Annotated in this window: 15 protein-coding genes; all 15 read left to right on the top strand. The window is 32.0% G+C overall.

Annotated elements, in window-relative coordinates; translation table 11 throughout:
* The first annotated feature begins 141 nt into the window (after window positions 1-141).
* The 15 genes from CBF33_RS01090 to galU are packed head-to-tail and all read left to right on the top strand — an operon-like array spanning window position 142 to window position 13,781.
* Complete coding sequence (locus CBF33_RS01090; protein WP_126760785.1) at window positions 142-927, top strand: YveK family protein; 786 nt, start codon at window positions 142-144, stop codon at window positions 925-927.
* Between the two features lie 14 nt (window positions 928-941).
* Window positions 942-1,637, top strand: a complete 696-nt coding sequence (locus tag CBF33_RS01085; RefSeq protein WP_126760783.1) for a CpsD/CapB family tyrosine-protein kinase — start codon at window positions 942-944, stop codon at window positions 1,635-1,637.
* Between the two features lie 27 nt (window positions 1,638-1,664).
* Complete coding sequence (locus tag CBF33_RS01080; RefSeq protein WP_126760781.1) at window positions 1,665-2,432, top strand: tyrosine-protein phosphatase; 768 nt, start codon at window positions 1,665-1,667, stop codon at window positions 2,430-2,432.
* A gap of 37 nt (window positions 2,433-2,469) precedes the next feature.
* A complete protein-coding gene (locus CBF33_RS01075; RefSeq protein WP_126760993.1) occupies window positions 2,470-3,102 on the top strand; it encodes a sugar transferase in 633 nt (210 codons plus the stop codon).
* Between the two features lie 24 nt (window positions 3,103-3,126).
* Window positions 3,127-3,594 carry a PssD/Cps14F family polysaccharide biosynthesis glycosyltransferase gene (pssD, locus tag CBF33_RS01070; protein WP_126760779.1) on the top strand — a complete coding sequence of 156 codons (468 nt, stop codon included), beginning with the start codon at window positions 3,127-3,129 and terminating at the stop codon, window positions 3,592-3,594.
* Entirely contained in the window at window positions 3,594-4,076 is a 483-nt protein-coding gene (gene pssE, locus CBF33_RS01065) for a PssE/Cps14G family polysaccharide biosynthesis glycosyltransferase (RefSeq protein WP_126760777.1), read from the top strand. The genes pssD and pssE overlap by 1 nt, the downstream gene beginning before the upstream one ends.
* A gap of 15 nt (window positions 4,077-4,091) precedes the next feature.
* A complete protein-coding gene (locus CBF33_RS01060) occupies window positions 4,092-5,021 on the top strand; it encodes a glycosyltransferase family 2 protein (RefSeq protein WP_126760775.1) in 930 nt (309 codons plus the stop codon).
* Complete coding sequence (locus tag CBF33_RS01055; RefSeq protein WP_126760773.1) at window positions 5,008-6,174, top strand: hypothetical protein; 1,167 nt, start codon at window positions 5,008-5,010, stop codon at window positions 6,172-6,174. Before CBF33_RS01060 ends, CBF33_RS01055 begins: the two co-directional genes overlap by 14 nt.
* The gene (locus CBF33_RS01050; RefSeq protein ID WP_244919666.1) at window positions 6,155-7,600 is read left to right on the top strand and encodes a lipopolysaccharide biosynthesis protein; all 1,446 of its coding nucleotides are present in this window, start codon (window positions 6,155-6,157) and stop codon (window positions 7,598-7,600) included. Before CBF33_RS01055 ends, CBF33_RS01050 begins: the two co-directional genes overlap by 20 nt.
* A 1-nt stretch (window position 7,601) precedes the next feature.
* Window positions 7,602-8,705 (top strand): UDP-galactopyranose mutase, encoded by a 1,104-nt coding sequence (gene glf / locus CBF33_RS01045; protein WP_126760769.1) that lies wholly within the window; start codon window positions 7,602-7,604, stop codon window positions 8,703-8,705.
* Between the two features lie 33 nt (window positions 8,706-8,738).
* A complete protein-coding gene (locus tag CBF33_RS01040) occupies window positions 8,739-9,905 on the top strand; it encodes a nucleotide sugar dehydrogenase (protein ID WP_126760768.1) in 1,167 nt (388 codons plus the stop codon).
* Window positions 9,906-9,908: 3 nt separating this feature from the next.
* Window positions 9,909-10,976, top strand: coding sequence for a glycosyltransferase family 4 protein (locus CBF33_RS01035; RefSeq protein WP_126760767.1), 1,068 nt, complete (start codon window positions 9,909-9,911; stop codon window positions 10,974-10,976).
* Between the two features lie 2 nt (window positions 10,977-10,978).
* Complete coding sequence (locus CBF33_RS01030) at window positions 10,979-11,923, top strand: glycosyltransferase family 2 protein (RefSeq protein ID WP_126760766.1); 945 nt, start codon at window positions 10,979-10,981, stop codon at window positions 11,921-11,923.
* A gap of 4 nt (window positions 11,924-11,927) precedes the next feature.
* On the top strand, window positions 11,928-12,851 hold the full coding sequence (locus CBF33_RS01025) for an LCP family glycopolymer transferase (protein WP_126760765.1): 924 nt from the start codon (window positions 11,928-11,930) through the stop codon (window positions 12,849-12,851).
* Between the two features lie 36 nt (window positions 12,852-12,887).
* On the top strand, window positions 12,888-13,781 hold the full coding sequence (gene galU, locus CBF33_RS01020) for a UTP--glucose-1-phosphate uridylyltransferase GalU (RefSeq protein WP_126760764.1): 894 nt from the start codon (window positions 12,888-12,890) through the stop codon (window positions 13,779-13,781).
* Window positions 13,782-13,840 lie beyond the last annotated feature (59 nt).

Below are 13,840 nucleotides of genomic sequence, written 5' to 3'. Positions count from 1 at the left end.
TATTGATGAAAACATCATAAAAATAACTTGGTTTTTTCATAAAACATTGTTTTTTGTTAAATTACGGTTTAAAATTATCATAACTATGATATAATCCATATGTATATTATTATATGAATGCATAATTATTGGAGGATTTTAATGGAAGAGACAATTAGTTTACAAGATATTTTTGAGATTCTCAAAAAACGTTGGATGCTGATATTAGCATCATTTTTTATTGCGATTGGCTTAACTAGTATCGTAACGTTTTTTGTCATGACACCAAAATATCAAGCATCTACACAGTTAACTGTCACCTTACCAGCAAATGAAAATGGTGCAAGTTTAAACGATGTGAACTTTAACTTACAAATGATGAATACGTATAAAGATTTCATCACACAAGCACAGATTGTTGCCGAAGATGCACGTGGACGCTTAGAAGCGGAGACGGGCTTTGAAGGGGACTTTCATGACGTACAAGGGATGATAGAAGTCGCTCAAAATCCAAACTCGCAAATGTTTTCGATAAAAGCAACGTCTACCGATCCGCAAGAAGCCATGCAGGTGGCGAATGCCGTAACAGCAGCCTTCAAAGAAAAAGCACAAGATGCCTTGACGGTAGATAAGATTTCTGTACTATCTGAAGCCACACTGCCTGAGGAACCAGTATCACCAAACCGTAAGTTAAACCTTTTAATCGGAGCAGTATTAGGGTTAATGATAGGTGTCGGACTTGCTTTCCTAAACGAAATGCTCGACAAAACAGTCAAAGACGATCGCTTTATCAAAGACACGCTTGGCTTGCCAATCTTGGGAGTCGTTCCACAGATGTCGGCAAAAGAACTTTCTGCTAAGCTTGTCCCCGCACAGGTAGCACCAAGCACTGTGACAGAAAAACGAGTCTCAGAAGGAACAACGCGTCGCTCACGTAGTCGCGTTTAACAGGAGGAAAACAGATGTCGAAACAACAACCATCTAATAAAACACATGCCGTGAGCTTGATTACCTTAGCGGATCAACGCTCACCTATATCGGAGCAATATCGGACGATAAGAACGAATATTCAATTTTCAATGGTCGATAGCCAGTTTAAAACACTCGTCGTAACGTCTTCAGGACCGGGAGAGGGAAAGTCGACTACTTCGGCAAACTTGGCCGTTGTTTTTGCTAACTCAGGCATTCGCGTTTTACTTGTCGATGCCGATTTGCGCAAACCGACCGTGGCGAAAACATTTGCCCTTAGCAATCATCAAGGCTTTAGTACGCTACTTACTGATCGTGAAGCTCATGTCACACAGTTGGCGCAACCGTCAGGGGTGGAAAATCTATCCATTTTAACTAGTGGACCGAAGCCACCTAACCCGTCAGAAATGTTAGGGTCGATTCGTATGGGACAAGTGATGGAACAGCTACGCGAGAGTTATGATTTGATAATTTTTGATATGCCACCAGTCGTCGCGGTAACTGATGCTCAGATTATGTCAGCTCTAGTAGATGGTACGATGCTCGTCGTACGCGAAGGGGTATCAGATAAGCGTGCGATTATCAAAGCGCAACAACTGCTCGATATGGTTAATGCAAACTTACTCGGTGTAGTGTATAATGGCGCAACGAAAGCGACCGACCAAGGATATTATTATTACGGCGCTTAAAATAAGGGAAGAGAGGACGTGCAGAGAATGATAGATTTACATTGTCACATTTTGCCAGGAATAGATGACGGCGCGCAAACCATGACGGATGCCTTAGCTATGGCGGAGGCAGCGGTTGAAAGTGGGATTACGCATATTCTTTGTACGCCTCATCATCGTAATGGAAAATATTTAAATCCAAAATATGAAGTGATTCAAGCGGTAGCGAACTTGCAAGCACGACTGGACGAGGAAGGAATTCCTCTGACGGTGTTTGAAGGTCAGGAGATTCGAGTAACAGGAGAACTATTGACAGATAGAGAAAACGGTCAACTACTCGGTACAGATACCGAAGATCGCTATTTGTTAATGGAGTTTCCCAGTATCGAAATTCCCTACTTTGCCGAGTCACTTTTTTTGACGTTAATCGGAGAAGGTGTGACGCCTGTTATCGTTCATCCAGAGCGTAATGGAGGGTTTATCGAGGATCCGAATGCGTTGATCCCATTCTTGGAGATGGGTTGTTTAGCTCAGCTAACGGCACCTAGCTATGTTGGGGTCTTCGGTAAAAAAATCCAAAAAACAGCGAAACAAATGGTCAAACATGGCCTCGTTCAGTGTGTGGCGTCAGATGCGCACAATCTGAAAGGACGGAAGTTTTATCTGGCAGAAGCGTATAACGCAATTCGAAAAGACTTTGGTATAGAAAAGGAACGTTATTTTAAAGAAGTGTCTAAAAACATGATAAACGGAGATGACATACACGTCGCACCGTATAGTCCAGTGAAAACAGGATTTTTGGGATTATTTGATTAAAAGGAATTTGGGGGCAATTTATTTGGAAACTAGAGAGATGAGTAAACAAAATATAAAACCATCAAGAAACTACTATTTAGTTAAACGTACAATAGATATAGTAGGTAGTTTAACCGGATTGATTTTACTTTCTCCTGTGTATGGAGGTATTGCATTAGCAATTAAAATGGAAGATCCTAAAGGACCCGTTTTTTTTAGTCAGAAAAGAGTAGGAAAAAACTATAAAGAATTTGACATGTATAAATTTCGTTCGATGTGTGTTAATGCTGAAGAAAAATTAGAGGAATTATTAGCCTATAATGAAGTACAAGGTGCAATGTTTAAGATGAAAGAAGACCCCAGAATAACGAAGGTCGGGAAATTCATTAGAAAAACAAGTTTAGATGAATTACCACAATTATGGAATGTTCTGAAAGGGGATATGTCTCTCGTAGGTCCGAGACCTCCTCTTAAAAGAGAAGTGAAAAAATATACAAATTATGATAAACAACGTTTGTCGGTTACCCCAGGCTGCACAGGACTTTGGCAAGTCAGTGGCCGTAATGATGTTGGGTTTAATGAGATGGTTGAATTAGACTTGGAATATATCAAAAATCAAAGTGTAAAAAACGATTTAAAAATATTATTGAAAACAGTAAAGGTCGTACTATTTCCAAATAGTGCGTATTAAGTAAAAAAAGATGGTGAAGTTAATATGGAAAAAATTTGTTTTATATCATCTTCAGGAGGACATTTTGAACAACTTAAAATGTTAAAAACTTTAAGTGAAGATTATGATATTTTTTATGTTACAGAGAAAACAGAATATAATTTACACGAAAATAGTATAAATGGACATAAATTATATTTATTAAATCAGATAAATCGAAAAGATAAGTTTTTAATTTTAAAACTAATAAGAGTTTTTTTGAAAAGTTTTTTAATATTTAAAAAAGAACAGCCAAATATAATTATATCTACTGGTGCTTTATCAGTTATTCCAATGTTCTTAATTGGTAAGCTTTATAATAAAAAACTAGTTTTTATAGAGTCTTATGCAAAAGTCAACTCGCCAACAAAATCTGGAAAATTTTTGTATAGAATTACAGATGTATTTATTGTTCAATGGGAATCAATGTTACAGTATTACCCTAAAGCGCATTATTTTGGAGGTATTTATTAATGAAAGGTAGAGTATATGTTACTGTTGGATCTCAAAAAATACCGTTTGATAGATTATTACAATACGTAGATAACTTAGCTCGAGAAAAAAAAATGGACAAGAATCAAGTTTTTATGCAAACAGGTGTAAGTAGCTTTATTCCCGAAAATGCTTATTATAGCAATTTTGTTGATCAAGGTGAACATGAAAAATTAGTAAGAGAAGCTAGCGTAATAATAACTCATGCGGGAACAGGTTCGATTATAAGAGCATTGAATAACAAAAAAAAAATAATTATTGTTCCAAGAGAATCAAAACTGAACGAACATGTTGACAATCATCAATTTCAAATTATGAGGCAATTCACAAAAATGAAATACTGTATGTCCGCAACTAATTATGATGAGTTGAAAAAGGCATATGAGCAATTGGATATATATAAGTTTAATGAGTTTAAATCAAATAATGAGTTTTTTATAAACGAAATGAAAAGATATTTATAAGAATGGGAGAAAAATATGAAGATTGTTGCTTTAGTTGTTACTTATAATAGAAAAGAGTTATTAACGGAATGCTTATATGCTTTATTAAATCAAAATCATAAAATAGAGGAAATAGTTGTAATTGATAATAATAGTACAGATAGTACGTCCGATTTATTTAAAGACGGAGCTATGTTCCATTTAAAAAGTATAACTTATAGAAAAATGGATAAAAACATTGGTGGAGCAGGGGGGTTCTATGAAGGTATCAAATATATTAATGAAAATTGTGATTATAATTTTTTGTGGTTAATGGATGATGATACCATAGCTAATCAAGATAGTTTAGAAAAATTATTAGATGCATATGATTATTTAGAACAAGAGAATCCTAGCTTTTTAGCGAGTACTGTATATGGTCCTGAAAAAGAACCAATGAATGTACCGGGAATATCTAAGCGAAAACATGAAAATGGATATGGAGATTGGTATCGCTATCTAAAATATGGAATTATCGAAATTGAGCGAGCTACGTTTGTCTCATTACTGATTTCGGAGAAAGCTATTAAAAAAGTTGGTTATCCTATTAAAGAATATTTTATTTGGGGTGATGATACTGAATATACTTTAAGACTCGTAAATGATTATGGACCAGCTTTTTTTGTAGGAAATAGTTTGATTTTGCATAAGCGATACAATGCTAAAAGTCTAAGTATTATTACAGAAGAAAATCCTAATAGAGTGAAGATGTATAAATATTTTTATAGAAATAAGCTATTTAACTCGAGATTATACGATTCTAGGAAGTTAATAATTAAAAATTATATAAATACTATTAGAGAGGCTTTTCGATTACTATTCAGACAAAACTGTAAATTTAAAATAAAAAAATTTGTGTCTATACAAAAAGGTATTATTGATTCATTATGGTCATGGAGTGAAATAAAGAAATATGCTAATAAATAGTGATGAAATAACATTAAATAAAAGAAACTTAAAAATTGATATATTTTTTTATATAGGCTACCTATTGGCTCTTTTAGCTTCGTTTTTTAAGCATATTATGATAGAAATTCCTAGCAGTATCTTGTTTGCTTTTAATTTGGTTTCAATCATTCTTGTGTGTTTTTTTATGCTTCTTAAAGGGATTAAACAAAAATACTTTATTGCAACTTTGATTCTTATGACTATTTCTGTATTGTCTTTTTTCTCTATTAAAAATATAGATGTAGCTTCTTTTATTTTCATTATTATAGCGAGTCAAAATTTGGAATTTCAAGATATTTTGAAGTTTTATTTTACAGTCATTTTTTCATGTTTAATGATAGTCGTTTTGCTGTCCGCTGTAAGTATAATTCCTAATTTGGTGTTTTATCAGAATGAGAGAGTAAGGATGTCACTTGGAACAATATATCCTACAGTATTTGCATCGTATTTCTTTTTTTTAATATTAAGCTATTTATTAATCAGAGAAAAAAACACAAGTTGGTTTGAGCTAGTAAGTATATCAATTTTAAATGTTTTAGTATTACAGTTAACAGATGCAAGAAGTGCTTTTCTTAATACGACTATCATTATTATTGGAATGGTTATTTTAAAATTATTTAAGTATAATTTTAAAATTTCTAAATTAACAAAAATATTTATCAATAGTCTCGCTCTACTAGTTCCTTTTATAATTGTATATTTATCTTACAATTATAAAAATAATAGTTCACTTTACTATTTTTTAAACAATGCATTAACTGGTCGACTCTATTACGCGAATAAGGCGTTTTATATGTATAATGTTAATTTATTTGGACAAGAAATATTGATGAATGGATCAGGACGAAATAGTTTATATGGACACGAATATTTTTATTTAGATTCATTAGTCATAGAACAGTTGTTTTCAAAAGGATTAATACTACTAGTTTTTTATTTGACTGCAACGTACAAAATTTTAAAAAAATTTGTAAATAGTAATAGATGGGTATATGTATTAGCTATATGTGTTGTTATACTCTATGATGTAACAGATAATAAATCTTTTCGAATTAGTTATAATCCTATTTTACTTGCCCTATTTTCTCAATTAAGAATGAATGGAGGTAAATATGAACAACAACTTGACTAAATCAATTAAGACAGGATTTATATACACGGCTCTGGGTAAATATGGAAATATGATAATTCAATTAATAATCAATGCTATATTGTCACGTTTGTTAACTCCCAATGATTATGGAGTTGTAGCGGTCGTTACAGTATTTATTGTTTTTTTTCAAATGCTAGCGGATATGGGGATTGGACCTGCAATTATACAAAGCAAAGAGTTAAATCAAGAAGACATAAAGTCACTTTTTACTTTGTCAATAATATTATCCTTTTTTCTCGGGGTGTTCTTTCTTTTATTTGGTTTTGGCATAGCTTGGTTTTATGACAACTCTATTTATATACCAATATCATCATATTTATCTATATCTGTGTTTTTTTATTCTTTGATAATCGTACCTAATGCTATCCTCCTAAAAAAACAACAATTTAAGTTTGTAAGTATGGCTAAACTGATAACGTCTGTTATTGCTGGTTTAATTGGAATAATAGCTGCATATAATGATTTTGGAGTGTATGCTCTTGTTGTTAATAACATTGCTAATGCGTTTGTATCCTTTCTATTGTTATTTTCTTTTTCAAAAGTTAGGCCAACAAAAAAAATTAATAAACAAGCATACTTTAAAATCAGAAGTTTTTCTAAAAACCAATTTGGTTTTAATTTTATTAATTATTTTTCACGTAATATGGATAATATTTTAATTGGGAAGTTCATATCAGAACAAGCTTTGGGTAATTATAGTAAGGCGTATCAATTACTAATGTATCCAAATAGTTTATTAGCGGGAGTTATTACACCTGTACTACAACCAGTTTTATCTAACCATGAAAATGACGTTGAAGTTATTAAAAATGTATATTCAAAAGTTATAAGGGTTCTAGCATTAATTGGATTGCCATTGTCAGTTTTTTTATCTATGAACGCTAAATATATTATATACTTTATGTTTGGTAAGCAATGGACCGGAGCTGTAAAAACTTTTGCGATTTTGTCCACTACAGTTTGGATTCAAATGCTTTTATCATCTACCGGTGCAATCTTTCAATCTCGAAATAAAACTAATTATCTATTTATTGGTGGAAGTGTTTCTGCGATCATTTTAGTAAGTGCTATAATATTAGGCATCTTCATGCAAGATATAGAGAAATTATCCATAATACTAGTAGGGGGGTTTACACTAAACTTCGTGTTTTCTTTTTGGTTACTAACAAATAAAGCGTTAGAAACTAATCTATTTTATATTTTAAGAGAGTTAAAAAACCCGTTTAAATTATCAGTATTGTTAATTATAGTATTTTATTTATTTAACCTTATTCAATACAGTTATTCTATATTTATAGAGCTTTTTATAAGGTCATTCATTTTTATTTTAACATTCTTACTGGGATCATATTATATGGGGGAAATCAAGATTATTAAAAAATTATTAGTAGAAAAGAGAGGGTAATATGTTTGATTATTTAATAGTAGGTGCGGGTTTATACGGAGCTGTCTTTGCTCATGAAGTAGCAAAAAAAGGGAAAAAAGTTAAAGTGATAGAAAAAAGAAAACATGTTGCAGGAAATATATACACTGAGAATCAAGAAGGAATTAATATTCATAAATATGGAGCTCATATATTTCATACAAGTAATAAGGAAGTATGGGAGTACGTAAATCAATTTGCAGAATTTAACCGATTTACTAATTCACCAATTGCTAATTACAAAGGAGAGATTTATAATCTTCCATTCAATATGAACACATTTAATAAATTATGGGGAGTTATCACACCGAATGAAGCAAAGAATAAAATAGAAGAACAAAAACAAGCAGCAAGAATTTCTCGTCCTCAAAACTTAGAAGAACAAGCAATTTCTTTAGTAGGAACAGATATCTATAATCGATTAGTTAAAGAATATACAGAGAAACAGTGGGGGCGTTCGTGTAAAGAATTGCCACGCTTTATTATTAATAGATTGCCCGTTCGTTTTAATTATGATAACAATTACTTTAATGATAAATATCAAGGTATTCCTATAGGGGGCTATACACAAATTGTTGAAAAAATGCTCTCACACGATAATATAGAAGTGCATTTAAACACTGATTTTTTTTCGGATAAAGAAAAATTTGAACAAGAGGCTTCTAAAATAATTTATACGGGTATGATAGATCAATATTTTGATTATTGTTATGGAACATTAGAATACCGATCTTTAAAATTTGAAACTGAAATATTAGATTGTGAAAACTATCAAGGCAATGCAGTAGTTAACTACACTGATAAAGACACACCTTATACACGTATTATTGAACACAAACACTTTGAATTTGGTAAACAAAATAAAACTGTAATTACTAAAGAGTATCCTTCAGAATGGCAAAAAGGCGACGAACCATACTATCCCATTAATGATAGTAAAAATACTGAAATGTATAAAAAATATTTAAAATTATCAAAAGAATATCCTAATATAGTGTTTGGTGGACGTTTAGGCATGTATAGGTATTTTGATATGCATATGGTCATAAATGAAGCGTTTAATGCTTTGAAAAATGAAAATTTGTAGATTACTTTTAACTAAAGAAAAGAGGAATAGATTTTGCAACTATCAATTTTTGGATTAGGATATGTAGGATTAGCGAATGCTTTATTATTATCGCAATCAGAATATATAATGGCGTATGATATTGTTTCAGAAAAAATAAAAGGATTGAATAATGGAGAATCTCCATTGATAGACAAAGAAATTGAAGAGTTTTTAGCACGTGATGATTTAAATATTGAGTATACAGATGAGTTGAAAACTGCTATCAATCATGCTGATGTATTTATAATCGCTACACCTACAGATTATGATGAAAAACGTAATTATTTTAATACATCAACAGTTGAAGATGTCATTGAAAAAGTATTAAAAGAAAAGCCAGAAGCAACGTTTATCATTAAATCAACAGTTCCTGTAGGTTATACAGAAACATTAAAAGAAAAGTATAATACTGAAAACATTATATTTTCTCCAGAGTTTCTACGTGAAGGGAAAGCTTTATACGATAATCTTTATCCGTCACGCATCATTATCGGAGAAAAATCAGAGCGAGCAGAACAAATTGCGAATATGTTCTTGAAAAATACAGTAGAAAAAAATTCGCCAGTATTATTAACAGACTCAACTGAGGCAGAGGCAATCAAACTATTTTCTAATACTTATCTAGCATTAAGAGTGTCATATTTTAACGAGTTAGATACATATGCTTCTATGAAAGGTTTGGATACGAAACAAATTATAGAAGGTGTTGGCTTAGATCCACGGATTGGCTCTCATTATAACAATCCTTCTTTCGGATATGGAGGGTATTGCTTACCAAAAGATACGAAGCAGCTGTTAGCAAATTATGAAGATGTTCCAAATAATATTATAAAAGCGATTGTTGATTCTAATACAACACGTAAAGATTTTATTGCAAATGATATTATTGATAAAAAACCTAAAAAAGTCGGAATTTATCGTCTAACGATGAAGTCTGGTTCAGATAATTTTAGATATTCTTCTATTCAAGGAATTATGCAAAGGTTGAAAGAAAAAAATATAGAGATAGTTATTTATGAGCCTACTTTAAATCAACCCGTTTTTTATGGGAATTTTGTAGAAAAATCTTTAAATAAGTTTAAACAAGAGTGTGATCTTATTGTAAGCAATAGGGTTGAAAAAGCATTAGAAGATGTTTTTGAAAAAGTATACACTCGTGATGTATTTATGAGGGATTAATTAATGAGTGATAGAATTTTATTTATTTCAAATCTATTTCCAAGTGATAAATCACCCTATTTTGGAACATTTGTTAAAAATAATTATGAAGGACTTAAAAAATCAGGTTATAATATTGATTCAATAGTCTTGACTAAAGAAGAGCGTACTGTAAAGCATTATTTGAATTTTTACTGGGAAATAATAAAATATGTAAATAATAGAGACTATCAGTTTATTTATATACATTATATATCTAATAGTTCTTTACCATTTATTTTCATGAAAACAATGAATCCAATTATCTTAAATGTACACGGTACAGATGTAAATCCTACTAAAGTGATTCAAAAGATACTTTTATTTCTCATTAGGCCTGTTATAAAAAAAGCATCATTGATAGTTACACCTTCATCATCTTATAAAGAGTTAATGATAAATAGGTATGGTATAACTGAGAATAATGTATTTGTGTCTCCTTCGGGGGGAATAAATAGAAAAATATTTAAACCTAACAGAGATTTAGTAGATAAGACAAATAAAGATACAAATAAAGAATTTGTTATCGGCTATGTCAGTAGAATAGAACATTTTAAGGGATGGAAAATATTTATAAAGTTAGTAAAAGAGTTAGAAAATGAGAAGATAAAATTTAAAATAGTCGGTTCGGGATCTGAAATTAAACAAATGTGGGAATACATAGACGAGTTAGAGATATCGCATAAATTAATTGAATATCTACCTGCTATGGATCAAGAAGAGTTATCTCAGTTATTTAATGAAATTGATTGTTTGATTTTTCCGAGTTTTAAAGAAAGTTTAGGATTAATTGGTATAGAAGCACTAGCTTGTGGATGTACTGTAATAGGGTCTGATATTAACGGAATAAATTCGTATGTAAAACATGGAGAAAATGGATATTTGTTTGAAAAAGGTAATATTGAAGAATTAAAAAAATATACATTACGATATATAAAAAAGGCACCTGAAGATAGAAGAAAGATGATAGAAAAAGGAATTGAGACATCTGAAAATTATGATATGGAAATGGTCACAAAGGAATTAGCCAATCGAATTAGGAGAATAAAGTAAGTATGTATAAAAAAAGAGTTAGCATTATCGTTCCACATTATAACTCAGTAGGCAAATTGAAAAGATTATTGAAGTCTATAGATTTAAAAAAAAACGATGATTTATTAGAGGTCATTATTGTTGATGATAGAAGTACTGAGGATATATCGAGTATTATAGAAATGGTTTGTGAGTTCACAAATTTATCTCTTTTTTTCAATGAGGGGATTAAGGGAGCTGGTACGTGTAGAAATATAGGACTTAAAAAAGCTGTAGGAGAATGGCTAGTTTTTGCGGATGCTGATGACTATTTTATGCCTAATTATTATAAATCCCTATATAATAAAATAAATAGCGCAGTTGACATTATATACTTCTTAAGTACTAGTATAGATGAACGTACAAAAGAACTCTCAGACAGACACTATGTTTTGAATAATTTAGTTTTAAGATATTTGGACAAGCCGAATAAAATAAATGAAACTTTTTTAAGAATAAATTTTATTGTACCTTGGTCGAAGATGTATCGTAGTGACTTTATTAAAGCGAATAACATAAAATTTGATGAAATAATAGTTTCTAATGACGTGATGTTTTCAGTAAAGGCGGGATTAACGGCGAACAAAATCGCAACCTCTGAAGATTTGCTCTACTGCGTAACAAGAGACTCAGGTACACTTACAACAAGTTATCAAAAGGATAAATTTATAATAAGAATAAAAACATTTTTAAAATATAACGAGTATATAAGTAATAATTTAGATCCATACTTGTATAAAAAAATGAACATAAATGGTTTGCATTGGTTGATAGAATCAAATTACTACAATTTTAGTTTGTCAGAAAAATTAAGATTAATAAAAACTTTTATGGAAAATAAAATACCGATTGTAGCTGTTCGACAAGTAAATATTGAAAATATTAAACGAAATATAAAAAAAATATTAAAAACTCGTCAGAAGAGGTGAATAAATGTCTAAAAGCAAAAAGATAATATTAAGTATTTTATCTGTTATAGTGATACTGCTAATCATGGTTGGTGGTTACTTAGGTAAGGTCTATTTTGACGTTAAGAAAACTGCCGATGGTGTTTATGAAGAGTCTACTCGTATCAAGTCACAGTTGCGTGAAAAACCAGTTTCAGTGAAACAAGGAGAAGCCATGTCGATATTACTTTTAGGGATTGATACTGGTGAGTTGGGTCGTACCGAACAGGGACGTTCAGACTCTATAATGATTGCTACAGTCAGTCCAGAGAGAGAACAGACGACAATCGTAAGTATCCCACGAGATACTTATACAGAGATGGTCGGATTAGGGACACTTGATAAGCTAAATCATGCTTATGCTTTTGGTGGTGCAGAGATGTCTATGGACTCCACAGAAAAGCTATTAGGAGTCCCAATAGACCACTATGTCAGTATCAATATGCATGGTTTAAAAGAAATCGTTGAGGCCGTTGGGAAAATTCAGTTAGAAAATAACATTGAGTTTACTCAGGATGGATATGAATTCCATCAAGGACCACTTCAATTAGATGGGGATGCAGCACTTGCTTACATTCGTATGCGTTATGATGATCCTAATGGTGATTATGGACGTCAAGAGCGTCAACGTAAAGTTGTCATGGCGATTATCAAAAAAGCGATGAGTCCAAGTATTATTGCCAATTATGGGACTATTTTAAACACACTTGAAGACCATGTGAAGACAGATATTCCGTGGAGTCAGATGACGGCCATGCAAAGTAAATACTGGGATGCCTTTTCACATATTGAAAACGACCAGCTTCAAGGGGTTGGCGCCATGCGTGAAGGTGTTTCCTATCAAGATATTAGTCCAGAAGAGTTAGCACGAGTTCAAGCGCTTTTAAAAGAACAGCTTGACTTACCATAATGAGCTTAAAATATAATGATTGAGGAGTTATGTCAAATGAGTAAAGTAAAAAAAGCGATTATTCCAGCGGCAGGTTTAGGGACGAGATTTTTACCCGCAACGAAAGCCATGGCAAAAGAAATGTTGCCGATTGTGGATAAGCCAACGATTCAGTTCATCGTTGAAGAAGCGATTGCGTCAGGGATTGAAGATATTTTAATCGTGACGGGGAAAGCAAAGCGCCCGATTGAAGATCATTTTGATGCGAATTTAGAATTAGAAACAAATTTAAAATCAAAAGGTAAAGATGACTTGTTAGCATTGGTGCAAGAAACAACCGGGCTTAATTTACATTTCATCCGTCAATCACATCCACAAGGGCTAGGTCATGCGGTATCACTAGGAAAAGCGTTTGTTGGGAATGAGCCGTTTGTTGTCATGTTAGGTGATGATTTGATGAGTGATGAAATTCCTCTGACGAAACAGCTGATTAATAACTATGATAAAAATAAAGCGGCGACCATTGCGGTCATGGAAGTGCCACATGAAGACACGTCAAAATACGGCATTATCAATCCTGAAGAGCAAATGGAAGAAGGATTGTACAGCGTGCGTAACTTTGTGGAAAAACCATCTCCAGAAGAAGCGCCTAGTGATTTGGCGATTATCGGTCGTTACTTATTGACACCAGAAATTTTTGATATTTTAGAACATCAAGAACCTGGTGCAGGAAATGAAATCCAGTTAACCGATGCGATTGACACGTTAAATAAAACGCAACGTGTCTTTGCCCATCAGTTTACAGGTAAACGTTATGACGTTGGGGATAAGTTTGGCTTCTTAAAAACAAGTATCGAGTATGGATTGGAACATCCAGAGGTCAAAGATAATCTAAAAGACTTTATCGTAGAACTAGCAGAAGAGCTGAAAGAATCAGAACAAGAGGCGTAAACGTTATAAAATCCAAATGCTTGTCATTTGGATTTTTTTTATTGGGAAATGGATGAGAT

Source organism: Vagococcus lutrae (assembly GCF_003987555.1).
GTDB lineage: Bacteria > Bacillota > Bacilli > Lactobacillales > Vagococcaceae > Vagococcus_A > Vagococcus_A lutrae.
The sequence above is the reverse complement of the archived record's forward strand: the minus strand, read 5'-3'. Positions and strand labels throughout refer to the sequence as shown.